23 protein-coding genes and 1 pseudogene are annotated in these 21436 nt (G+C 60.2%); 19 read left to right on the forward strand and 5 right to left on the reverse strand.

What is annotated here, in order from left to right:
* Positions 1-97: 97 nt before the first annotated feature.
* The gene (locus tag P7C00_RS23460; RefSeq protein WP_346632230.1) at positions 98-889 is read left to right on the forward strand and encodes a hypothetical protein; all 792 of its coding nucleotides are present in this window, start codon (positions 98-100) and stop codon (positions 887-889) included.
* Positions 890-941: 52 nt separating this feature from the next.
* On the opposite strand, the gene prmB is transcribed toward P7C00_RS23460, so the two are convergent.
* Positions 942-1850, reverse strand: coding sequence for a 50S ribosomal protein L3 N(5)-glutamine methyltransferase (prmB, locus tag P7C00_RS23465; protein WP_346632231.1), 909 nt, complete (start codon positions 1848-1850; stop codon positions 942-944).
* A gap of 240 nt (positions 1851-2090) precedes the next feature.
* Here prmB and P7C00_RS23470 point away from each other — a divergent pair, with 240 nt between their 5' ends.
* The 6 genes and pseudogenes from P7C00_RS23470 to P7C00_RS23495 all read left to right on the forward strand — a co-directional run.
* Positions 2091-2681 carry a cysteine hydrolase family protein gene (locus P7C00_RS23470; RefSeq protein ID WP_346632232.1) on the forward strand — a complete coding sequence of 197 codons (591 nt, stop codon included), beginning with the start codon at positions 2091-2093 and terminating at the stop codon, positions 2679-2681.
* A 129-nt stretch (positions 2682-2810) separates the two neighbouring features.
* Complete coding sequence (locus P7C00_RS23475) at positions 2811-3131, forward strand: hypothetical protein (protein WP_346632233.1); 321 nt, start codon at positions 2811-2813, stop codon at positions 3129-3131.
* Positions 3132-3205: 74 nt separating this feature from the next.
* A complete protein-coding gene (locus tag P7C00_RS23480) occupies positions 3206-3763 on the forward strand; it encodes a Smr/MutS family protein (RefSeq protein WP_103739899.1) in 558 nt (185 codons plus the stop codon).
* 77 nt (positions 3764-3840) lie between these two features.
* Positions 3841-4386, forward strand: coding sequence for a GTP cyclohydrolase I FolE (gene folE / locus P7C00_RS23485; protein WP_011062625.1), 546 nt, complete (start codon positions 3841-3843; stop codon positions 4384-4386).
* 102 nt (positions 4387-4488) lie between these two features.
* Positions 4489-4860, forward strand: a complete 372-nt coding sequence (locus P7C00_RS23490) for a glutathione S-transferase N-terminal domain-containing protein (protein ID WP_404937471.1) — start codon at positions 4489-4491, stop codon at positions 4858-4860.
* A gap of 42 nt (positions 4861-4902) precedes the next feature.
* A pseudogene (locus P7C00_RS23495) lies at positions 4903-5010 on the forward strand (LysR family transcriptional regulator); the annotation flags it as partial.
* A 58-nt stretch (positions 5011-5068) separates the two neighbouring features.
* Here the strand turns inward: P7C00_RS23495 and P7C00_RS23500 are convergent.
* Both P7C00_RS23500 and P7C00_RS23505 read right to left on the reverse strand, forming a co-directional pair.
* Positions 5069-5671, reverse strand: a complete 603-nt coding sequence (locus tag P7C00_RS23500) for a glutathione S-transferase family protein (RefSeq protein WP_404937472.1) — start codon at positions 5669-5671, stop codon at positions 5069-5071.
* A 10-nt stretch (positions 5672-5681) separates the two neighbouring features.
* Positions 5682-6848: a PLP-dependent aminotransferase family protein gene (locus P7C00_RS23505; protein ID WP_404937473.1), complete on the reverse strand. Its 1167-nt coding sequence runs from the start codon at positions 6846-6848 to the stop codon at positions 5682-5684.
* Between the two features lie 82 nt (positions 6849-6930).
* On the opposite strand from P7C00_RS23505, the gene P7C00_RS23510 reads away from it, so the two are divergent.
* From P7C00_RS23510 to P7C00_RS23520, 3 genes are all read left to right on the forward strand, one after another.
* On the forward strand, positions 6931-7374 hold the full coding sequence (locus P7C00_RS23510; RefSeq protein ID WP_346632237.1) for a MarR family transcriptional regulator: 444 nt from the start codon (positions 6931-6933) through the stop codon (positions 7372-7374).
* Between the two features lie 291 nt (positions 7375-7665).
* Positions 7666-9015, forward strand: coding sequence for an NCS2 family permease (locus P7C00_RS23515; RefSeq protein ID WP_404937474.1), 1350 nt, complete (start codon positions 7666-7668; stop codon positions 9013-9015).
* A gap of 63 nt (positions 9016-9078) precedes the next feature.
* The gene (locus tag P7C00_RS23520; RefSeq protein WP_346632239.1) at positions 9079-9705 is read left to right on the forward strand and encodes a LysE family translocator; all 627 of its coding nucleotides are present in this window, start codon (positions 9079-9081) and stop codon (positions 9703-9705) included.
* Positions 9706-9851: 146 nt separating this feature from the next.
* Here P7C00_RS23520 and uraH read toward each other — a convergent pair whose 3' ends face one another.
* Complete coding sequence (gene uraH / locus P7C00_RS23525) at positions 9852-10205, reverse strand: hydroxyisourate hydrolase (RefSeq protein ID WP_221811274.1); 354 nt, start codon at positions 10203-10205, stop codon at positions 9852-9854.
* Positions 10206-10630: 425 nt separating this feature from the next.
* Here uraH and puuE point away from each other — a divergent pair, with 425 nt between their 5' ends.
* The 7 genes from puuE to P7C00_RS23560 all read left to right on the forward strand — a co-directional run bounded on the left by puuE (position 10631) and on the right by P7C00_RS23560 (position 18100).
* Positions 10631-11557: an allantoinase PuuE gene (puuE, locus tag P7C00_RS23530; protein WP_346632240.1), complete on the forward strand. Its 927-nt coding sequence runs from the start codon at positions 10631-10633 to the stop codon at positions 11555-11557.
* Complete coding sequence (gene uraD / locus P7C00_RS23535; protein WP_102860803.1) at positions 11554-12069, forward strand: 2-oxo-4-hydroxy-4-carboxy-5-ureidoimidazoline decarboxylase; 516 nt, start codon at positions 11554-11556, stop codon at positions 12067-12069. Before puuE ends, uraD begins: the two co-directional genes overlap by 4 nt.
* Positions 12070-12168: 99 nt before the next feature.
* The gene (gene alc / locus P7C00_RS23540; protein ID WP_404937475.1) at positions 12169-13164 is read left to right on the forward strand and encodes an allantoicase; all 996 of its coding nucleotides are present in this window, start codon (positions 12169-12171) and stop codon (positions 13162-13164) included.
* Between the two features lie 99 nt (positions 13165-13263).
* Entirely contained in the window at positions 13264-13767 is a 504-nt protein-coding gene (locus tag P7C00_RS23545; RefSeq protein WP_102880511.1) for an ureidoglycolate lyase, read from the forward strand.
* A 51-nt stretch (positions 13768-13818) separates the two neighbouring features.
* Positions 13819-15141: a urate hydroxylase PuuD gene (locus P7C00_RS23550; RefSeq protein ID WP_346632242.1), complete on the forward strand. Its 1323-nt coding sequence runs from the start codon at positions 13819-13821 to the stop codon at positions 15139-15141.
* Positions 15142-15314: 173 nt separating this feature from the next.
* Positions 15315-16673, forward strand: coding sequence for a nucleobase:cation symporter-2 family protein (locus P7C00_RS23555; RefSeq protein ID WP_346632243.1), 1359 nt, complete (start codon positions 15315-15317; stop codon positions 16671-16673).
* A 641-nt stretch (positions 16674-17314) separates the two neighbouring features.
* Complete coding sequence (locus P7C00_RS23560) at positions 17315-18100, forward strand: outer membrane protein OmpK (protein ID WP_346632244.1); 786 nt, start codon at positions 17315-17317, stop codon at positions 18098-18100.
* A gap of 78 nt (positions 18101-18178) precedes the next feature.
* On the opposite strand, the gene P7C00_RS23565 is transcribed toward P7C00_RS23560, so the two are convergent.
* Positions 18179-18958 carry a FadR/GntR family transcriptional regulator gene (locus P7C00_RS23565; protein ID WP_404937476.1) on the reverse strand — a complete coding sequence of 260 codons (780 nt, stop codon included), beginning with the start codon at positions 18956-18958 and terminating at the stop codon, positions 18179-18181.
* A gap of 167 nt (positions 18959-19125) precedes the next feature.
* On the opposite strand from P7C00_RS23565, the gene P7C00_RS23570 reads away from it, so the two are divergent.
* Entirely contained in the window at positions 19126-20436 is a 1311-nt protein-coding gene (locus P7C00_RS23570; protein WP_346632245.1) for an MFS transporter, read from the forward strand.
* 16 nt (positions 20437-20452) lie between these two features.
* Positions 20453-21427, forward strand: coding sequence for a D-erythronate dehydrogenase (gene denD / locus P7C00_RS23575; protein ID WP_404937477.1), 975 nt, complete (start codon positions 20453-20455; stop codon positions 21425-21427).
* Positions 21428-21436: the final 9 nt, after the last annotated feature.

The following is a 21436-nucleotide window of genomic DNA, read 5'->3' on the forward strand; positions in this document are numbered from 1 at the left end:
CTGTTTTTACCCTCCAGTCCTGAAAAAAACGGCCGATAAGCCTTTGCCGGCCGTTCGATTGCTGTCGGCGCGCAGCGATTGGACAGGACTTGCCGTTATGACTGATACCTCGAATTCACCCGCCACCGAGCAGGAAGCCGCCGTACCGGAAGCGGCGCCGTTGCCGTGGGCGGATGTCCAGGCCGAACATCACAAGATGCTGCGCCTGGCGCCCCTGCAGACCGATCGCGCCACCGGCGGACGCCCTTTGCGTTTTGTCGAGTTCGGTTATGCCGAACGCAACAACAAAGAGCACAGCCTGCTGCGCATGACCATCAGCCTGCCCGGCCAGCGCGTGCGCAAGGAACAGAATCACCTGGATGTCTGGGTCGAGCACGACACCCACCGGGTGCATTTCGAGCCCGAAGGCGGACTGCAGATCGAACCGCTTAACCGTGGCATCGGGCGCTTCCTGCTGGCCCAGGCCGCGCAGTGGGCTCAGAAGAAGTGGCCGCACTACCGGGTGGACGGCTTCGACCTCGCCAACAAGGACGCCCTCAATGAGGACACTCGCCTGCGTCGCGATCATGTGCTGCGAACCCAGGGCTTCGACGTGGTGTATGCCGATGCCCAGCATCTCAAGGGCAGCGTCAAGGATGTTCAGGTGGGCGAGCTGCTGAGCCAGTGGAACACCGAGAAACTGCAGTTCGTGGAGATACTGGAAGCGGCGCAGATGCTCCAGCAGGCCGAGCAGAACCTGGAAGAGCTGGAAGTCAAACTGCGCAAGCAGGAAGAGAAAGTCACCAAGTACAAACGTGAAGACACCGGTCTGCGTTTCACCATCACCTGCCTGGTGGCCTTCGCGGTTTTCCAGGCGGGTCTGCTGATCTGGATTGCGACTCACCGCTGAGTCGCAACCTCTTCAAGACTCAAGGCCCGCCTTGCGCGGGCCGGCAAATGGCTCAGGCGCGAGCGACAAACAATGCCTGGTGCTCGCGGCACTGCTCCGCAGTGAGCATGAACACACCGTGACCGCCGCGTTCGAAGTCCAGCCAGGCGAAGTCGACTTCGGGGTACAGCGCCTCGACATGCACCTGGCTATTGCCCACTTCGACAATCAGCAAGCCTTTCTCGGTCAGGTGATCAGCAGCCTGGGCCAGCATGCGCCGCACCAGATTCAGACCATCATCGCCACAGGCCAGGCCCAGCTCGGGCTCATGCTGGTACTCGTCCGGCATGTCGGCAAAATCTTCGGCATCGACATAGGGCGGGTTGGAAACGATCAGGTCGAAGCGCTGCCCCGGCAAGCCATCGAAACCATCGCCCTGAACGGTGAACACCCGCTCATCGACACCGTGGCGCTCAATATTCTGGTTGGCCACTTCCAGGGCCTCGAAGGACAGGTCGGCCAGCACCACTTCGGCCTCGCGGAACTCATAGGCACAGGCGATGCCGATGCAACCGGAGCCGGTGCACAGATCGAGAATCCGCGCAGGCTCAGTGCCCAGCCAGGGTTCGAAGCGTTTCTCGATCAACTCGCCGATGGGCGAGCGAGGAATCAGCACACGCTCGTCAACGATGAACGACATGCCGCAGAACCAGGCCTCACCCAACAGATAGGCTGTGGGCACGCGCTCTTCGATACGGCGCTTGAGCAGGTGCTGAAGGTGGACCAGTTCATCGTCTTCCAACGCGCAGTCCAGGTAGCTGTCGGCGATTTCCCAGGGCAGGTGCAAGGCTCCTAGCACCAATTGGCGGGCCTCGTCCCAGGCGTTGTCGGTACCATGGCCGAAGAACAGATCCTCCCCATGAAAGCGGCTGACAGCCCAGCGGATATGGTCACGCAAGGTGCGAAGGCGGGAAGTGATCACGGGACAGACTCCTGAAAAAACGACCGGCAATTCTAACAGCCAAAGCGCCTGCCGACGACGAATGAAAAGCCACCCCCGTACAATCGCCCGACAGACCGCTTTTGGCCCGGGAAGCCCAATACCTTGCCCCTCTTGACAAGGCTGCAGGCCAACAACGGCGCACCTTACGTTAGTAGCGATTCACAGAAGCGCTCCGCCAGAGGACAATGTCGCAAAAGCCCCACTCACAGGAGCCCCAGAATGTCCGTTCCAAAGACGATGTTTCAACTCAGCGGTCGTGGTTATGCAGCGGCCAACTTGAGCCACGCGACCCTTGTGATCATCGACGCCCAGAAAGAGTACCTTAGCGGCCCCCTGGCCCTGTCCGGCATGGACAAGGCAGTGGCCAACATCGGCCAACTGCTGGCCGCCGCCCGGGCTGCCGGCCGGCCCATCGTGCATGTACGCCATCTCGGCACCGTCGGCGGCCTGTTCGACCCTCAGGGCGAGCGCGGCGAATTCATCCCCGGCCTTGAGCCCCAAGGCGACGAGACCATTATCGGCAAGCTGCTGCCCAGTGCCTTTCACGGCACCGAACTGGAAAAGCGCCTGCAGGATCTGGGCTCCCTGGACCTGATCGTCGCCGGCTTCATGAGCCACTCCAGCGTCAGCACCACCGTACGTGCAGCGAAGAACCTGGGATTCCGTTGCACCCTGGTGGAGGACGCCTGTGCCACCCGTGACCTGCCCTACAAGGGCGGCATTCTCAGCGCCGAGCATGTTCAGCAGACTGAAATGGCGATCATGGCCGACAACTTCGCCACTCTCGCCCAGACCGCAAGCCTGACCTGACCAGCCTTGGTGAGCGGCTGGCGGGCCGCTCATCCATAAACGCCTCGCATTTGCAGCAATTGCCTTAGCCTCAGGAACCACCCGGTCAACTCCCGGTCGAAGGGCCGATACCCATTGAGGAAGGTCGGAATGAAGATATCCGATGGTTTTGACGCACGCCGATTGCGGCCCAAAAGCCCGCGAAACTGGCGCCTGCGCCTGGGGGCTGGATTCTCTGCATTGCTGGCGACCTTCGGCGTGCTGCTGGCCCTGGCTGGGACCGCAAGCCTGCTGGGACGCGCTCCGGCGTTGGGAGAGCTCAACGCCAGCCCACTGGGCTCGGCGCTGATCCTGCTGATCGGCCTGGTACTGCTGTATGTCGGTGTGCGCCTGTGGCGGCGTTGCCGGCGCCGCATGCGCCAGCCCCTGGCGCTGAACATGGCGCCGCACCTGATGAAAAAACACGACTGACAATCCTGGGTGCGATTTGCGCGCCTTAAGGTGTTCCGAGTTGGGTAAACTAGCCGCCCTTCGCGGAGGCTGACATGCAAGACGACGATTTTTCCCTATTCAAAAACGAGATCCGCGGCGTCAAGCCGATCAAGCACGATCGGGCCGACACAGGCAAACCCAAGGCCGACCGGGCACAGATCGCCAAGCTGCGCCAAGCTGCCACTGTGCGTAGCGAGACCACGACCGTGGACGGGCTGTCCGATCAGTTTGTCATCGATGTGGGGCCTGAAGATGAGCTGATGTGGGCCCGCGACGGGGTCCAGGAAAGCCAGATGCGCAAGCTGAAAATCGGCCAGATTCCCTTTGAAGGCAGCCTCGACCTGCACGGCATGACCGTGGAAAAGGCCCGGGAAACCCTCTGGGCGTTTCTCGCCGAAGCCACCAAGTTCGAAATCCGCTGCGTGCGCGTTACCCACGGCAAGGCCGTGCGCCTGGACGGTAAGCGCCCCATGATCAAAAGCCACGTCAACACCTGGCTACGCCAGCATCCGCAGGTGCTGGGCTTCACCTCCTGCCAGGCCAAACATGGCGGCACCGGGGCGCTGTACGTGATGCTCAAACGCACCATGATGGAAGGCCGCGACGAATAAAGCCGCTGCGCCAAGCTTGCAGCGCCGTGTCCGCCACCGTACCCTTGCCCTTTGCGTAAAATCCCACAGGTAGTTTCATGTCCCTGGAACAGAATTACACCGCGATCCTCGGCCAACTGGGCGAGGACGTCTCCCGCGAGGGCCTGCTCGACACGCCGAAGCGTGCCGCCAAAGCCATGCAGTACCTTTGCCGCGGTTATGCCCAAACCCTGGAAGAGGTCACCAACGGTGCCTTGTTCAGCTCCGACAACAGCGAAATGGTGCTGGTCAAGGACATCGAGCTCTACTCGTTGTGCGAACACCATCTGCTGCCATTCATCGGCAAGGCTCATGTTGCCTACATTCCCAGCGGCAAGGTCCTGGGACTGTCGAAAGTCGCGCGCATCGTCGACATGTATGCTCGCCGCCTGCAGATCCAGGAAAACCTCAGCCGGCAGATCGCCGACGCCGTCCAGCAAGTGACCGGCGCCCTTGGGGTTGCCGTGGTGATCGAGGCCAAGCACATGTGCATGATGATGCGCGGTGTGGAGAAGCAGAATTCGTCGATGATCACTTCGGTGATGCTGGGTGAGTTCCGCGAAAATGCCGCGACCCGCAGCGAGTTCCTCAGCCTGATCAAGTAACAGGCCCTGAGCAGAAAAGCCGGCGTTGATCGCCGGTTTTTTTTCGTCTGGCAAAAATCAGGTAAGCTGCCGCCCCTTCATTCATGGGCAAGAGGCAATACCGTGATCGTCAAAGCGCTGCGAGTCGGCCTGGGCCAACTCATCATTTTCATCGACTTCATCACCCGCCCGCGCAAGCAGAAGCGCACTGCCGCTGCTCAAGCGCAAGTCGAACAGGCCGCCAAGGGCCTGACCCTGTATCAGTTCCACGCCTGCCCGTTCTGCGTGAAGACCCGCCGTACCCTGCACCGCCTGAACGTGCCAGTAGCGCTGCGCGACGCCAAGAACAATGAGCAGGATCGCCAGACCCTGCTGGAGCAGGGTGGCAAGATCAAGGTGCCGTGCCTGCGTATCGAAGAGAATGGGCAGACCACCTGGATGTATGAATCCAAAGTGATCATCGACTACCTGAACCAGCGCTTCTCGGCTGCTTGATGCCCTCCCCCGGGCTGTTGTCCCGGGCCGATGCAACAGCACGTCAACCGCGAGATCGGCCTGATCCGCCGCCGCGGCCAGCAACTGAGTCCTGCCGCGCAGCGCTGTTATGAACTGCTGGGCCAGTCTTTGACGAACAGCGCGAATTGATGCCCCCCATAAAGCACTGAACCGGCACAAGGCCGGTCCAGTGGGCAACGCCCCTCGCTCAATCGAACATCGCCACATGCCGAGGATGGCTTTGCACCCGTTGCATCCAGGCCTGGATGGCCGGGTAGCGAGTCAGGTCGAAGCCGCCTTCATGGGCCACGTGGGTATAGGCATAGAGTGCGATGTCGGCAATGGAATAGTGCTCGCCCACCAGATATGGCGTACGGCTCAATTGTTTCTCCATCACATCCAGCGCCTTGTAGCCACGCTTGTGCAGCTTCAGGTACTCGTCCCGGCGTTCTTCGGGCAGGCCCTCGTACTGTTCAATGAAGCGCGCCACGGCGATGTAGGGCTCGTGGCTGTACTGCTCGAAGAATTGCCATTGCAGGACCTGGGTACGCAGGCGCGGTTCGCTGGGAAGGAACTCGCTGCCGTCGGCCAGGAAGTTGAGAATCGCGTTGGACTCCCACAGGCAGGTACCGTCTTCCAGCTCCAGTACCGGAATCTTGCCGTTGGGATTCTTCGCCAGGAAAGCTTCGGTCTGGGTATCGCCTCCGAGAATGTCCACTGCCTGCCACTCATAAGGCAGCCCTAGAAGACTGAGCATCAGCTTGATCTTGTAGCAGTTGCCCGAACGGTAATCGCCATAAACCTTGTACATGGCCCTCCCCTTAGGCTGCCTCTGCAGCCTGTGCTTGACGTATTACGGTGGCCAGCCGCTTGAGGCCTTCGTCCAGCCGTGCCGGATCGATATGGCTGAAATTCAACCGCAGATGCCCATGATTGCGCTCCGGTTCAGAGAAGAACGGTTCGCCGGGCATGAAAGTCACGTCTTGTTCCAACGCTGACTTGAGCAAAGTGCGGGTATCCAGGGGTTGTTTCAAGCTCAACCAGAAAAACAGACCACCCTGGGGCACCTGCCAGTCAGCCAGATCGGCAAAATGAGTTTGCAGCGCGACCTGAAAGGCATCACGGCGCAGACGATAGAAACTGCGCAGTTCACCCAAGTGCTGCTGGAACTGATCGCTGCCTATCCACTGCATGGCCTGCCACTGGCCGACACGGTTGGTATGCAGGTCCGCGGACTGTTTCAGGCGCAGCAGATGGGGGAACAGGTCCGGACTGGCGATCAGATACCCAACCCGCAATCCCGGGAGCAGGGTTTTCGATACGGTGCCCGTGTAGATCCAACTGGCCTTTTTCAAGCGGCTGACAATGGGTGTCGCGCTGCCACCGTCGAAGGTCAGCTCGCGATAGGGCTCGTCCTCGATCAGGGTCACGCCGAACTCGTCCAGCAGGGCCGCCACCGCCTCACGCTTGGCTTCGCTATAGCGCACTGCCGAAGGATTCTGGAACGTCGGGATCAGGTAGACGAATGCTGGACGATACTGTTCCAGGCGGGTGCGCATCTGCGCCAGATCCGGACCATCGGCCTCCAGTGGCACCGTCAGGCAGTCGGCACCAAACAACTGGAAGATCTGCAGGGCGGCCAAATAGGTTGGAGCTTCCAACAGGATCTGGGTGCCCTTGTCGATGTACAGCTTGGCCGCCAGATCAAGAGTCTGCTGGGAGCCGCTGACCACCAGGACCTGGCTCGCTTCGCAAGGCACGCCGAGCTTGCGCGCCTCGCCAGCCAGGGCTTCACGCAACTGCGGCTCGCCTTCACTCATACCGTACTGGCCCATGGACAAGGGCATGTCTTGCCACTGCACCTTGGGCAGCATCACCTCGGCCGGCAGCCCTCCAGCGAACGACATCACTTCCGGGCGCTGGGCCGCGGCAAGGATTTCACGGATCAAGGAGCTTTTGAGGCGCGATACACGTTCGGAGAAGGCCATGGAGGTCACCGCTAGCAAAGGTCGGAGGAAATACGTCAAACTGCTTGACCGAAATTACGCCGGTTTTCGCAGATACGTCAATATGCTTGACCTTAAAAGCCAGACCTCGCAACAAGCCGCCATGGAAGCCTTCTTCTTTGGCTATCAGGCCTTTACCGCCAAGGCCGACGAAATGCTCGAGCGCCGCGGCTTGAGTCGCGTGCACCAGCGCATCGTGTTTTTCATTGCCCGCTACCCCGGCCTGAGCGTGAAAGAACTGCTCACGCTGCTGGGGGTGAGCAAGCAGGCGCTGAATACGCCCTTGCGCCAACTCATGGAAATGCACCTGGTAGACAGCGTCGCCCCGGCCAGCGACAAACGAAAACGCCTGTTGCAACTGACCGACGATGGCGTGCGCTTTGAACACTCCCTGCGTCGCGAACAAGTGAAACTGCTGCAACGGGCCTTCGCCGAAGCCGGAGAAAGTGCGGTCAATGGCTGGCTGGCAGTAAACCAGGCACTGGCGGGAAAACCTGTAGACGACTGATAACCCCTTCCTCTCGGCGCGCCCTCCCAGGCCGCCGAGCAGGCGCTGCCCACCTTCCGCGCTATCAGGCATAAAGACCTGACGTGATATAGCCAAGTCCTCAGATTTTTCGCACACAAAACCAAAAACATTATTTGCTTTCTTTGTATACAAAAGCATAATTCGCCACGTGTGAGTTCTTGACCCGCAGGTCAACAAACCCCACAAGCCCTGCCTGCCTCAAAGAGCCGCTGCCCACCCTCCCGTGCCCGGCTCTGGAAAAAACAATAAAACTCTTGAGGAGTACTCGCTGTGGAAAGCCGCAAATCCGAAGCCTCTCCGCTGGACCTCTCGCCCTCGCTGAACAGCGGCTGGCTGGAGCGCATCTTCAAACTCAGATTGCATGGCACCACGGTGAAGACCGAGCTGATTGCCGGTCTGACAACCTTCATCACCATGGCTTACATCATCTTCGTCAATCCCAACATCATGGCCGACGCCGGCATCGATCACGGCGCCGCCTTCGTTGCCACCTGCATCGCCGCCGCCCTGGGCTGCCTGCTGATGGGCCTGTACGCCAACTGGCCGGTGGGCCTGGCCCCGGGCATGGGCCTCAACGCCTTCTTCACTTACACCGTGGTCGGCACCATGGGCTACAACTGGGAAACCGCCCTCGGCGCGGTATTCATCTCCGGTGTGCTGTTCATGATCCTGACCTTGTCGCGGATTCGTGAATGGCTGCTCAACAGCATTCCGGTGAGCTTGCGCTTCGCCATGGGAGCCGGTGTCGGGCTGTTTCTCGGGCTGATCGGGCTGAAAACCGCCGGCATCATCGTCGATAGCCCGGCCACCCTGATCAAGCTTGGCTCCCTGCGTGAACCGGGCCCGCTGCTGGCGGCCATCTGCTTTCTGATGATCGCGGTGCTCAGCTACCACCGAGTATTCGGTGCAATCCTCATCAGCATCATTGCCGTGACCCTGGCCGGTTGGGGACTGGGGCTGGTGCACTACAACGGCATCCTGTCCACCCCGCCGAGCCTGGCGCCCACCTGGATGGCCATGGATATTGCCGGGGTGTTCAACGTCAGCATGATCAGCGTGGTCCTGGCCTTCCTCTTCGTGCACATGTTCGACACTGCCGGCACCCTGATGGGCGTGGCCCAGCGTGCCGGTCTGGTGAATGCCGACGGCAAGATCGAAAATCTCTCGCGCGCCCTCAAGGCTGACAGTGCTTCTAGCGTCTTCGGTGCAGTGGTCGGGGTGCCACCGGTGACCAGCTACGTGGAAAGTGCCGCCGGTGTGGCCGCTGGCGGTCGGACTGGCCTTACCGCCGTCACCGTGGGTGTGTTATTTATTGCCGCCATGTTCTTTGCTCCGCTGGCAGGCATGATCCCTGCTTACGCTACCGCGGGTGCCTTGATCTATGTCGCGATGCTGATGATGGGAGGCATGGCCCATATCAACTGGGACGAAGCCACTGACAGCATTCCGGCGATTGTCACGGCAATCATGATGCCGCTGACCTTTTCCGTCGCCGACGGCATTGCCCTGGGTTTCATCACCTATGTGGTACTGAAGGCCGGGACGGGCAAACACAAGGAAATCTCCATCAGCCTGTATGTGCTGTGTGCGATCTTCATCGCCAAGTTCATTTTCTTGTAAGTCGCACCTGGTCCTACCCGCCCCATCCCTTCGGATGGGGTTTTTGTGCATATGGAGAATCTAATGAGTGTGGAAACCTGGCTGCTGTTCAGTGGCGCTGCCTTGGTAGTGATCCTGATCCCGGGTCCCTTGTCGTTGCTGATGATCAGCAACAGCCTGAACTATGGCCTGCGCCGCTCATACCCGGCCTTTCTCGGCGGGGTCTTGGCCTCGATCTGCCTGTTGAGCGCATCAGCGTTGGGCCTGGGTGCACTGCTGCTGGCTTCGGAGCAACTGTTCAGCGCCCTGAAGATCGTCGGCGCCCTCTATCTGTTCTACCTCGCCTGGCAGAGCTGGCAGCAATCGCGGCAGCCGTCCCACGGCGCCGTGGTGCCGGAAGTCGCACCGAAACCGCGCTTTCACGCACTGTTCGGGCGCGCTTTTGTCCTGGGAGCCAGCAACCCTAAGGACATTCTGTTCTTTGCCGCATTCCTGCCGCAGTTTCTCAGTGCCCAGCAGCCTTTCCTGCCACAACTGCTGATCATGATCGCTACCTGGACCTTGCTGGACCTGACGTGCAAGCTGGCCTACGGCCTCGGTGCCCATGGCGCCGCGCGTTACTTGCGCAGCGGCAAGGGCCAAAGCTGGTTCAATCGCATCAGTGCCGGGCTGTTCACAGGGGCTGGAGCCGCATCCCTGTTGAGCCGTTAAGCGCTTCGCCGACAAGCCGGCTCCTGCAACGGTCAGCCAGGATCCGACGTGCCGGAGACGACTTTTTAACCGGCGAAAAAAAGCCCGCAGTGTGAGCGGGCAAGGACCAAAGAAGCTATTTGCGCAGGATTCTTGGGGGGAAAGTCCTAGCTTCCTCTGTAGGTCGAATAGCTGTAAGGCGAGATCAGCAGCGGCACGTGGTAATGCTCCTGCTCGGCACTGATACCGAACCGCAGTACTACTACATCAAGGAAAGCCGGCTGTGGCAGTTGTACACCCCGGGCGCGGTAGTAATCGCCAGCGTGGAAATGCAGTTGGTAAACCCCGGAACGGTAGTCATCGCCCTGCAGCAGCGGCGCATCGCAACGGCCATCGCTGTTGGTCAGGGTGCTGGCGACCAACTCCAACTGCGCCCCTTCAACCCGATACAGCTCGACCTTGATAGCGCTGCCGGGGCAGCCGTGTGCGGCATCCAAAACGTGTGTAGTCAAACGTCCCATTGATTCTGCGTGCCTGACGCAACTGCTGCGCCCAGGCCTCGCGCCTCCCGGAGTCAGTGATTGAAAGAGGACCGCGGCGTTTCGACGGGTGAAAGGCTGCGGCGAGGTCATGATTAAGACATTTTTCAAAAAAATTGTACACAATAATAATCGCAAATATTCACTCGCGCACTGCCCCACCCGGGAGCCTGTGGATTGACCTCAACACCACAGCAACAGACGACTTGCCATCCATTAGCTGACCATCCAGGCAAGTTTCTTGCAGGTGTAGGCCATAGCGATAAAAGCAGAAAAATGCAAAAAATCAGGCTTACAAAGTGAATATAAACTTGTATACAATCAGCCCATCGCAGTGACGCTCACCTGGGTTACCGGCTTCAGGTTCCGCCACGCCACCCTTATCACGAATAAGAAGGAAGACTGCAGTGAGCGCTGACTACCCTCGCGACCTGATCGGTTATGGCTCTACCCCCCCTCATCCTCACTGGCCGGGCAATGCCCGTGTCGCCCTGTCCTTCGTGCTCAATTACGAAGAGGGCGGCGAGCGCAACATTCTTCATGGCGATAAGGAATCGGAAGCTTTCCTGTCGGAAATGGTTTCAGCGCAGCCGCTGCAGGGCGAGCGCAACATGAGCATGGAATCGCTGTACGAGTATGGCAGCCGCGCCGGCGTCTGGCGGATCCTCAAGCTGTTCAAGGAATTCGACATTCCGCTGACCATCTTTGCCGTAGCCATGGCCGCTCAGCGCCATCCGGACGTGATCCGCGCCATGGTCGAGGCTGGCCATGAGATCTGCAGCCACGGCTACCGCTGGATCGACTACCAGTACATGGACGAAGCCCAGGAACGCGAGCACATGCTCGAAGCGATCCGCATCCTTACCGAAATCACCGGTGAACGCCCCCTGGGCTGGTACACCGGTCGTACCGGCCCGAACACCCGGCGCCTGGTAATGGAGGAAGGCGGCTTCCTCTATGACTGCGACACCTACGACGACGACCTGCCCTACTGGGAACCCAACAATCCCACTGGCAAGGCGCATCTGGTCATCCCTTACACCCTGGATACCAACGACATGCGTTTCACCCAGGTCCAGGGCTTCAACAAGGGCGACGACTTCTTCCATTACCTCAAAGATGCCTTCGATGTGCTCTACGCCGAAGGTGCCGAAGCCCCGAAGATGCTTTCCATCGGCCTGCACTGTCGTCTGATCGGCCGCCCGGCCCGCCTGGCATCCCTCAAGCGCTTCATCGAATACGTCAAAGGTCACGAGCAGGTCTGGTTCACCCGTCGTGTCGATATCGCCCGCCACTGGCAACAGACCCATCCTTACCAGGGAGCGGCGCAATGACTGCTTTCCAGAGCCTCAAGCCATCGACCCTGAGCCGTGAGGCCTTCGTCGAGGCTTTCGCCGACATCTATGAACATTCGCCATGGGTCGCTGAAAGAGCCTACGACCTGGGGGTTGACGCCTCCGTCGACCAGATTGAAGGCCTGCACCAGCGCATGAGCGATATCCTGCTGAGCGCCGATCACGCCAGCCAGTTGGCACTGATCAACGCTCACCCGGACCTGGCCGGCAAAGCCGCCGTCCAGGGCCAGTTGACCGAAGCCAGCACCAACGAACAGGCTGGCGCCGGCATTCACCAATGCACAGCCGAAGAGTTCCAACGGTTCACCGAGCTGAACGATGCCTACAAGGCCAAGTTCAAGTTTCCCTTCATCATGGCGGTGAAAGGCAGCAACCGGCACCAGATCCTCGCAGCGTTCGAAACCCGTATCCACAACTCGGTGGACACCGAGTTCAAGTGCGCGCTGGCAGAGATCAACAAAATCGCATTGTTCAGATTGCTGACCCTGTAGCGACTCGCTCCTGAGGATAGCCCCGAGAATCTGGATACCTCCTGCTACTCCCGGTTCTGCGTGCATCCCCAGCCACCTATTTCAAGGCAGACAAGAAGAATGAAAGCTTACGCCGTCCCTTTCGAGAAGTTCGTCAACCTGGCCGACGCCCGCCTGGGCACCAAGATCATCTCGGTCACCGATGACTGGTTCGCTGACGCGAACCGCCTGTTCCAGCCAACCCCGGCTGTATGGAAGGAAGGCGTGTTCGATGATAACGGCAAGTGGATGGATGGCTGGGAATCCCGTCGCAAGCGCTTCGAAGGTTACGACAGCGCAGTGATCCGCCTGGGCGTGCCGGGCTCGATCAAGGGCGTGGACATCGACACCTCATTCTTCACCGGCAACTTCCCGCCATCGGCATCTCTGGAGGCCTGTTTCCTGAGCGAAGGCGAACCTGGCGAAGACACCCAGTGGGTCGAAGTACTATCTGCTGTCGAGTTGCAAGGCGACAGCCATCACTACCACGAGATCAACAACGACCAGCCGTTCAGTCACCTGCGCTTCAACATCTATCCGGATGGCGGTGTAGCGCGTCTACGGGTCTACGGCACGCCGTACCGCGACTGGTCGGCCATCGCTGACAACGAACAAGTCGACCTGGCTGCGGCTCTCAACGGTGGTCGTGCCCTGGCCTGCTCCGACGAACACTTCGGACGCATGGGCAACCTTCTCAATCCGGGTCGCGGGATCAACATGGGCGACGGCTGGGAAACTGCTCGTCGTCGCACTCCCGGCAATGACTGGGTGATCGTCGCTCTGGGCCACGCCGGCGAAATCGAGAAGATCATCGTCGATACCCTGCACTTCAAGGGCAACTACCCGGACAGCTGCTCGATCCAGGGCGCATTCGTCAAGGGCGGCACCGACAGCCAGATCGAAACCCAGAGCCTGTTCTGGCGTGAACTGCTGCCCAGCCAGAAGTTGGAAATGCACGCCGAGCACAGCTTTGCCGAGCAGATCAAAGCCCTGGGCCCGATCACTCATATCCGTCTGAACGTGTTTCCAGACGGAGGCGTCAGCCGCTTGCGCCTCCTGGGCAAGGTCGCGAAATAAGGTAGCCCCTCCATCGCAGGCAAACCCGCGTCTTTAGGAGCGAGCTGGCTCGCGATGACCGCAGAACAGACAAAACAAACTCAAGATAAGAAGAACAGCATGCGCACATTGATGATTGAACCCCTGAGCAAAGAAGCCTTCGCCCCTTTCGGTGACGTGATCGAAACCGATGGCAGTGATCACTTCATGATCAACAATGGTTCGACCATGCGCTTCCACCGCCTGGCGACGGTTGAAACCGCCCAGCCGGAGGACCAGGCGATCATCAGCATCTTCCGCGCCGACGCGCTGGAAATGCCGTTGACCATCCGCATGCTGGAACGCCATCCGCTGGGCAGCCAGGCCTTCATTCCGCTGCTCGGCAACCCCTTTCTGATCGTGGTCGCGCCACTTGGCGATGAACCTGTATCAGGCTTGGTCCGCGCCTTCGTCAGTAATGGCAGGCAGGGCATCAATTACCATCGCGGCGTCTGGCACCACCCGGTGCTGACGATCGAAAAGCGGGATGACTTCCTGGTGGTTGATCGCAGTGGCAAAGGCAATAACTGCGATGAGCATTTCTTCAAAGAGGATGAGTGTTTGATCCTCGCCCCCCACCAATAAGAGAAGGTCTGATCACCCGACAACAAGGGTGACAGGCAAGAGGTAAAGACTGTGGAAGCACATCTGTTGGAATGGCTCAACCTGAGCGTGCGTTGGGTACATATGATCACTGGTGTGGCCTGGATCGGCGCATCGTTCTACTTCGTCTGGCTGGAGAACAACCTCAATCGCGTCAACCCCAAGGACGGCCTGTCCGGCGACCTCTGGGCGATTCACGGTGGCGGTATCTATCACCTGGAAAAATACAAACTGGCCCCGCCCTCGATGCCGGAGAACCTGCACTGGTTCAAGTGGGAAGCCTACTTCACCTGGATGTCGGGGATTGCCCTGCTGTGCCTGGTGTTCTACTACAACCCGATGCTCTATCTGGTTGCCCCCGGCAGCGGCCTGACCGGTCCTGAAGGCGTGGCCATCGGTATCGGTGCATTGATCGCCGGCTGGTTCGTCTACGACTTCCTCTGCGATTCGCCATTGGGCAAGAAACCCGCCCTGCTCGGCTTCATCCTGTTCGTTCTGCTGATTGCCGCCGCTTACGGCTTCAGCAAAGTGTTCAGCGGCCGTGGCGCATACCTGCATGTGGGCGCCATCATCGGCACCATCATGGTGGGCAACGTGTTCCGCATCATCATGCCGGCCCAGCGCGCACTGGTGGCGGCGATCGCGGAAAACCGCACACCGGACCCAACCCTGCCGGCCAAGGGTCTGCTGCGTTCGCGTCACAACAACTACTTCACCCTGCCTGTGCTGTTCATCATGATCAGCAACCACTTCCCGAGCACCTACGGCAGCCAGTACAACTGGTTGATCCTGGCCGGGATCGCGGTCCTGGCGGTGTTGGTCCGTCACTACTTCAACACCCGGCATGACAGCCACAAGTTCGCCTGGACCCTGCCCGTTGCTGCATTGGGCATGATCTGCCTGGCCTACGTGACCGGCCCGACGCCAGCCCCCAGTGCCCCTGAAGTAGCCAAGGCCGCCGGCCAGATCGAGTACCAGCCTCTGCCGGAAACCGCCCTGGGCGGTGGCGCCAAACCTGCGGCGCCAGCCAGCGCAGAAGCCCCGGCGGCTCCAGCGGCTCCAGCGGCAAGTCCGGCACAGGCATCCAGCGCCGGTCCGGCCTTTGACAAGGTGCACAGTGTGATCCAGGAGCGCTGCGCGGTTTGCCATTCGGCCAAGCCCACCAGCCCCCTGTTCAGTGCCGCACCAGCCGGGGTGATGTTCGATACCCCTGAACAGATCCGCCTGCAAGCCGCACGTATCCAGGCCCAGGCAGTCACCAGTCAGATCATGCCTTTGGGCAACATCACGCAGATGACCCAACAGGAACGTGAACTGATCGGTGCCTGGATTGCCCAGGGGGCCCAGACCAACTGATCAGCGCCTGTCGCCAGGCCGATTCGCGAGCAAGCTCGCCCCTACAGAACCGGACTCATCTGTAGAGGCGGGCTTGCTTGCCATCAGCCGATCAAGATTTGCCTGCTACAGACACGTTGCGCACCAAGATGCAGCGGTTAAATCACAAGAATAAAAAAGACCCGAGGTATTGCATGTCCGATTCATCCGAACAGTGCGTCCCCGATGCGCCCGCCATTGCGCGCTTGCCTTTCCTGCAACTGATCCTGGTAGGACTGCAACACGTTCTGCTGATGTATGGCGGTGCAATTGCGGTACCGCTGATCATCGGACAGGCCGCGGGCCTGAGTCGTGAAGAAATCGCCTTCCTGATCAACGCCGACCTGCTGGTAGCGGGGATCGCCACCATCGTCCAGTCCTTCGGTATCGGCCCCATGGGCATTCGCATGCCAGTGATGATGGGGGCCAGCTTCGCCGCCGTGGGCAGCATGGTGGCCATGGCCGAGATGCCTGGCATCGGCCTGCAGGGGATCTTCGGCGCCACCATTGCCGCAGGGTTCTTCGGCATGCTGATTGCGCCCTTCATGTCCAAGGTGGTGCGCTTCTTCCCGCCTCTGGTCACTGGGACGGTCATCACCTCGATCGGTCTGTCACTGTTTCCAGTGGCGGTGAACTGGGCCGGCGGCGGCAGCGCTGCCGCGCAATTCGGGTCCCCCATCTATCTGGCTATCGCCGCGCTGGTGCTGGGCACTATCTTGCTGATCCATCGCTTCATGCGGGGCTTCTGGGTCAATATTTCCGTGCTGATCGGCATGGGGCTGGGCTACGTACTCTGCGGTCTGATCGGCATGGTGGACCTCAGCGGCATGGCCCAGGCACCCTGGCTGCAGATCGTCACCCCGCTGCACTTCGGCATGCCCGAGTTCCATCTTGCCCCCATCCTGTCCATGTGCCTGGTGGTGGTGATCATCTTCGTCGAGTCCACCGGGATGTTCCTGGCCCTGGGCAAGATCACCGGCCAGGACGTCACTCCGCGCATGCTGCGTCGCGGTCTGCTCTGTGATGCCGGTGCGTCCTTCTTCGCCGGCTTCCTCAATACCTTTACCCACTCCTCCTTCGCCCAGAACATCGGCCTGGTGCAAATGACCGGAGTTCGCTGCCGTTCCGTGACCATCGTGGCCGGAGGCCTGCTGATTGTCCTCAGCCTGCTGCCCAAGGCGGCCTTCCTGGTGGCTTCGATTCCTCCGGCGGTGCTGGGCGGCGCAGCGATTGCGATGTTCGGCATGGTGGCGGCTACCGGAATCAAGATTCTCCAGGAGGCCGATATCGCCGACCGGCGCAATCAGTTGCTGGTGGCCGTGAGCATCGGCATGGGCCTGATCCCCGTGGTGCGTCCCGAGTTCTTTGCCCACCTGCCCCTGTGGATGAGCCCCATCACCCACAGTGGCATCGCCATGGCGACCTTGAGCGCCTTGCTGTTGAACCTGCTGTTCAACATCCTCGGTGGCACCGAACGGGCCGCCGGCAATGCCCGGGAAGCGCATCAGCACTGAGTGGCAACCGGGGCGTCAGATTGGCGCCCCGAGCCTGGTTTTACCGTTCATGCTTGAGTGCAGCGACTGCCCGGACCATGGCCGCCCCTGCCCAAAACACGCTGCGCCTTGAAAATAAAAACAAACAGGGAGCAACCATCATGCAGCCTGCACAGGCTAACCCCACCCTGACCGCTGGACGGTCATTGGCGCCCCGAAATGCCTCGAGTTGCCGGCGGCCTTCGCTCTGCTATTGCCTGCCGTCGCCGAGGCCTTGCTGAAATGATCGGCAAGCCTGCCCCAAAGTGGCTGCAAGTGCTCTGTTGCGGAGCACTTGAGCCCTGCCGTGGGAGCCAGTATTCTCCGCGGCCACGCAAATTCGGTCTAAAAAAAAGCCCGGATGAAAAACCTGACCTGAAGGCCAACTTATCCCGGTCCAGACAGGTAACAAGGCGCACGAAATCAATGTTGGAAATACTCTCGGACGACTGTATCTATACAGCCGGACGGGAGTTTTTTGCTTTTTTTCGGCCTTGGCTCAGCTCTTGCTAACAGCAACAAAGCTGACCGATCGGATGGTTTTTTACAGCAAAGAAAAAAGGCGCCAAACCAGAGCGCCGAGCCAAAAAAAACGTGGAACTACCTACTTTGGGAGCAACCGAATGAAACCGATGTGCACACGCCTGATGCTGGCTGCCGGCCTGCTGGCCGGGGGGCAGGCCATGGCTGGCGACCTGCTGCAATGGCAGAACAACAGCCTGACTTACTTGTACGGCAAGAACTTCGAGGTCAACCCGCAGATTCAACAGACGGTGACGTTCGAGCACGCCGACGCCTGGAAGTACGGGGACAACTTCTTTTTCCTCGACCGGATCTTCTACAACGGCAAGAAAGACGGCAACGTCGGCCCGGACACTTATTACGGCGAGTTCAGCCCACGCCTGTCGTTCGGCAAGATCTTTGACCAGAAGTTTGAGTTCGGTCCGATCAAGGATGTGCTGCTGGCCTTCACTTACGAATTCGGCGAAGGCGATAACGAGTCCTACCTGATAGGTCCGGGTTTCGATCTGGCAGTGCCGGGCTTCGACTACTTCCAGCTGAACTTCTACCAGCGCCACACCGAGGGCAGCCGCCCGGGTGACAACGTCTGGCAGATCACCCCAGTGTGGTCCTACACCATTCCCGTGGGCCGCTCGGACATCCTGATCGACGGTTTCATGGACTGGGTGGTGGACAACGACCAGAACGCCAAGGGCACCTACCACGCCAACCTACACTTCAACCCACAGGTCAAATACGACCTGGGCAAGGCACTGAACTGGGGCGCCAAGCAACTGTACGTCGGTTTCGAGTACGACTACTGGAAGAACAAGTACGGCATCGAGGATTCGCGCAACTTCGAGACCAACCAGGACACCGCCAGCCTGTTGGTCAAGTACCACTTCTGATACTCCGTGAGACGGCCGGCCCTCATGTTCCGATGAGCGCCGGCCACTCAGGCTGATGGGACAGCGCGATGCTACCTATCAGGCAAGACGTGATCCGGAGTCCCGCCAGAATGCCGGATCGGCACTCTTGAGCCGTTCCACCGCATTGTGGATGTGGCTCAGCGCTGCCTGCCGCGCCCCTTCGACATCACGAGCGGCAATGGCCCCATAGACCGCGAAATGCTCATCGCGCACCGAATGCGCCAGATCCCGGCGCCGCTCCTCGTTGGAACGGGTAATGCGAATCGCCTCCTTGATGAACTGAGCAATGAACTCATGCAATGAGGGATACAGCGGATTGCCGGTGGCCTGGGAAATCGACAAGTGAAAGGCCAGGTCCTGCTCCACGCCGTCCTGGCCGGCCTGCTCGGCCACATCGATGGCCAGCAGCGCCTGGTGGATCGCCTGCAGTTGCTCGGGGGTGTGCCGCTGCGCCGCCAGCGCCGCCGCCTCGCCCTCGATACCACGTCGCAACTCAGTGACTCGGAGCACGGCCTCAATCGACCCGCGTACATCCAGATCGATAGTGAAGGCCTTGATATGCGCGCCCTCACTGACCACGGTGCCGCTACCTTGGCGCACCTCCACCAGCCCGGCCGACTTCAAGCGCGAAATCGCCTCGCGGATGACTGTGCGACTGACACCGAAGCGCTCGCACATGACCGGCTCGGTGGGCAGCCGCGAACCGGGCAGGGCCTCGCCACTGGCGATATGTGCCTTGAGTGCCGCGGTCACTTGATCCGCCAGGGTGCCCTTGGCCGCATCCTTGAGCGTCGCCATGGAATCGACGGCGAGGGAAGAGTTGTCAGGCTTGGACATGGGTATCTCTGTATTCAAAGTGACTAACGGTACTGCATTTCATGCACGCCGTCCCGCTCGGTGTCGGGCCATTGAATTCGTATGATGTATTATGATATCTAAGACAACTCAGCAAGTCCGATAAAAACAAAATCACCCAAATACAAGAAACAAGGATGGGTAAAGACATGACTGAATCACTGTCGCAAACTGCCGCCCGCTCCCCCACCGCCTCGTTTGAAGACCTGGCCTATCGCAAAGTCGCCTGGCGCATCCTGCCGTTGCTGTTGCTGTGCTACCTGGTGGCCTATCTGGATCGGGTCAACGTCGGCTTCGCCAAGTTGCAGATGTCCGAAGACCTGCAATTTTCCGAAGCGGTCTACGGCCTGGGCGCGGGGATCTTCTTCATCGCCTACTTTCTGGTGGAAATTCCCAGCAACCTGATCCTGCATCGGGTTGGTGCGCGCCTGTGGATCGCTCGCATCATGATCAGCTGGGGCATCATTTCCTCATGCATGGCGTTCGTCAGCACCCCCACCTCCTTCTATGTCATGCGCTTTCTGCTGGGCATCGCCGAAGCCGGGTTCTATCCCGGTGTCATCCTGTATCTGTCCTATTGGTTCCCCTCCAACCGCCGCGGCAAGATGTACGCACTGTTCGCCACCGCAGTACCACTTTCGGGCTTGATTGGTGCACCTCTATCCGGTTGGATCATGAGCGCCCTCAATGGCCACCAGGGCTTCGCGGGGTGGCAATGGATGTTCTTCCTCGAAGGCCTGCCTTCGATTCTGGTGGGCGGCCTGGTGATCTATTGCCTCAGCGACCGTATCGCCGACGCCGGCTGGCTGACCCGCGAAGAAAAAAGCCTGCTGCAGACCCGGATCGAGGCCGAGACCGACGGCCACCAGGTTCACAGCGTCAGGCAAGTGTTCGGGCAACCCCGGATCTGGCTGCTGACCGCCATCTACTTCTGCATGATCGCCGGCTTCTACACCGTTGGTTTCTGGCTGCCCTCGCTGATTCGCCAGGCCGGGGTCAGCGACGTGTTCGAGGTCGGCATGCTCACGGCGATCCCCTATGCCGCTGCAGCGCTGACCATGGTGCTGATCTCCCGCAGCGCCGACCGCTTGCGCGAACGCCGCTGGCATTTGGCGCTGACCGCCGTACTTGGCGGCATCGGCTTGATGATTTCCGCCACCTGGAGCGACAACTTCACGGTATCGATGATCGGCCTGACCCTGGGTGCCATGGGCGCTTTCAGCACCCTGCCGCTGTTCTGGAGCCTGCCCACGGCCTTTCTCGGCGGCACGGCGGCCGCCGCCGGCATTGCCCTGATCAACTCCTGGGGCAACCTCGCCGGTTTCGTCTCGCCCTACCTGATGGGTTTTCTCAAGGACCTGACCCAAAGCACCACCATCGGCATGTACGTCATGGCCAGCGCGTTGTTCATCGGCGCCCTGCTGGTCTTCAAGATCCCCGGAAAACTCGTCAATCGCTGAACAGTTGGAGCCACTCATGAATATTCTTGTTACCGGCGCGGCCGGCTTTCTCGGACGGCGGCTGATCGAAGCCTTGCTGCAACGGGGCACACTCACCGACCGTCACGGCCAATTGCAACCCATCAAGCGCATTACCGCATTCGACCGGGAACCCCTGCAGGGCCTCGATGACCCACGGGTGCAGGTCAAAGGCGGAGACATTACCGATGAACAGGTGCTGGCCAAACTGATCGACGCCGACACCGATAGCATCTTTCATCTGGCCGCCGTGGTCTCCAGCCAGGCGGAAGGCGATTTCGAACTGGGCATGCGGGTCAACTTCAGCGCCACCCAAGGTCTGCTGGAACGGGCGCGCCAGCTGGGCTCCTGCCCAAAGTGGGTGATGACCAGTTCTGTGGCCGTCTTCGGTGGGCAACTGCCGGATAACGTAGACGATGATCAGGTCTGGGCTCCGCAAAGCTCCTATGGAACCCAGAAAGCCATGAATGACCTGCTGCTCGCCGATTACAGCCGACGCGGCTTCGTCGATGGCCGCAGCCTGCGCATGCCAACCATCGTGGTGCGGCCAGGCAAACCGAACCTGGCGGCGTCCAGCTTCGCCAGCGGTATCATCCGAGAACCCCTCAGCGGCCAGGCCAGCGTCTGCCCGGTGCCCCTGGATACCCGACTCTGGTTGATGTCTCCCGCCCAGGCCATTGCCAACATGATCCATGGCCATGAACTGGCCGCGCAGCACTTGAGTCAGGGCCGAGTGATCAACATGCCCGGCCTGTCGCTGACCGTGGCGCAGATGATCGACGCGCTGCGGGAAGTGGCGGGCGACGAGGTTGCCCAGCGTATTCAGCTACGCCCGGATGCCAACATCGAACGCATCGTCGGCTCCTGGCCGGGAGCGTTCAGTGCCGGATATGCCCGCGAACTGGGCTTCACCGCGGACGAGGATTTTGTCGGTGTGATCCGCCAGTTCATCCAGGATTACCTGCCTGACTGACCTCAAGCT

The sequence above is a fragment of the Pseudomonas sp. JDS08PS003 genome (genome assembly GCF_045013505.1).
Lineage (GTDB): Bacteria > Pseudomonadota > Gammaproteobacteria > Pseudomonadales > Pseudomonadaceae > Aquipseudomonas > Aquipseudomonas protegens_B.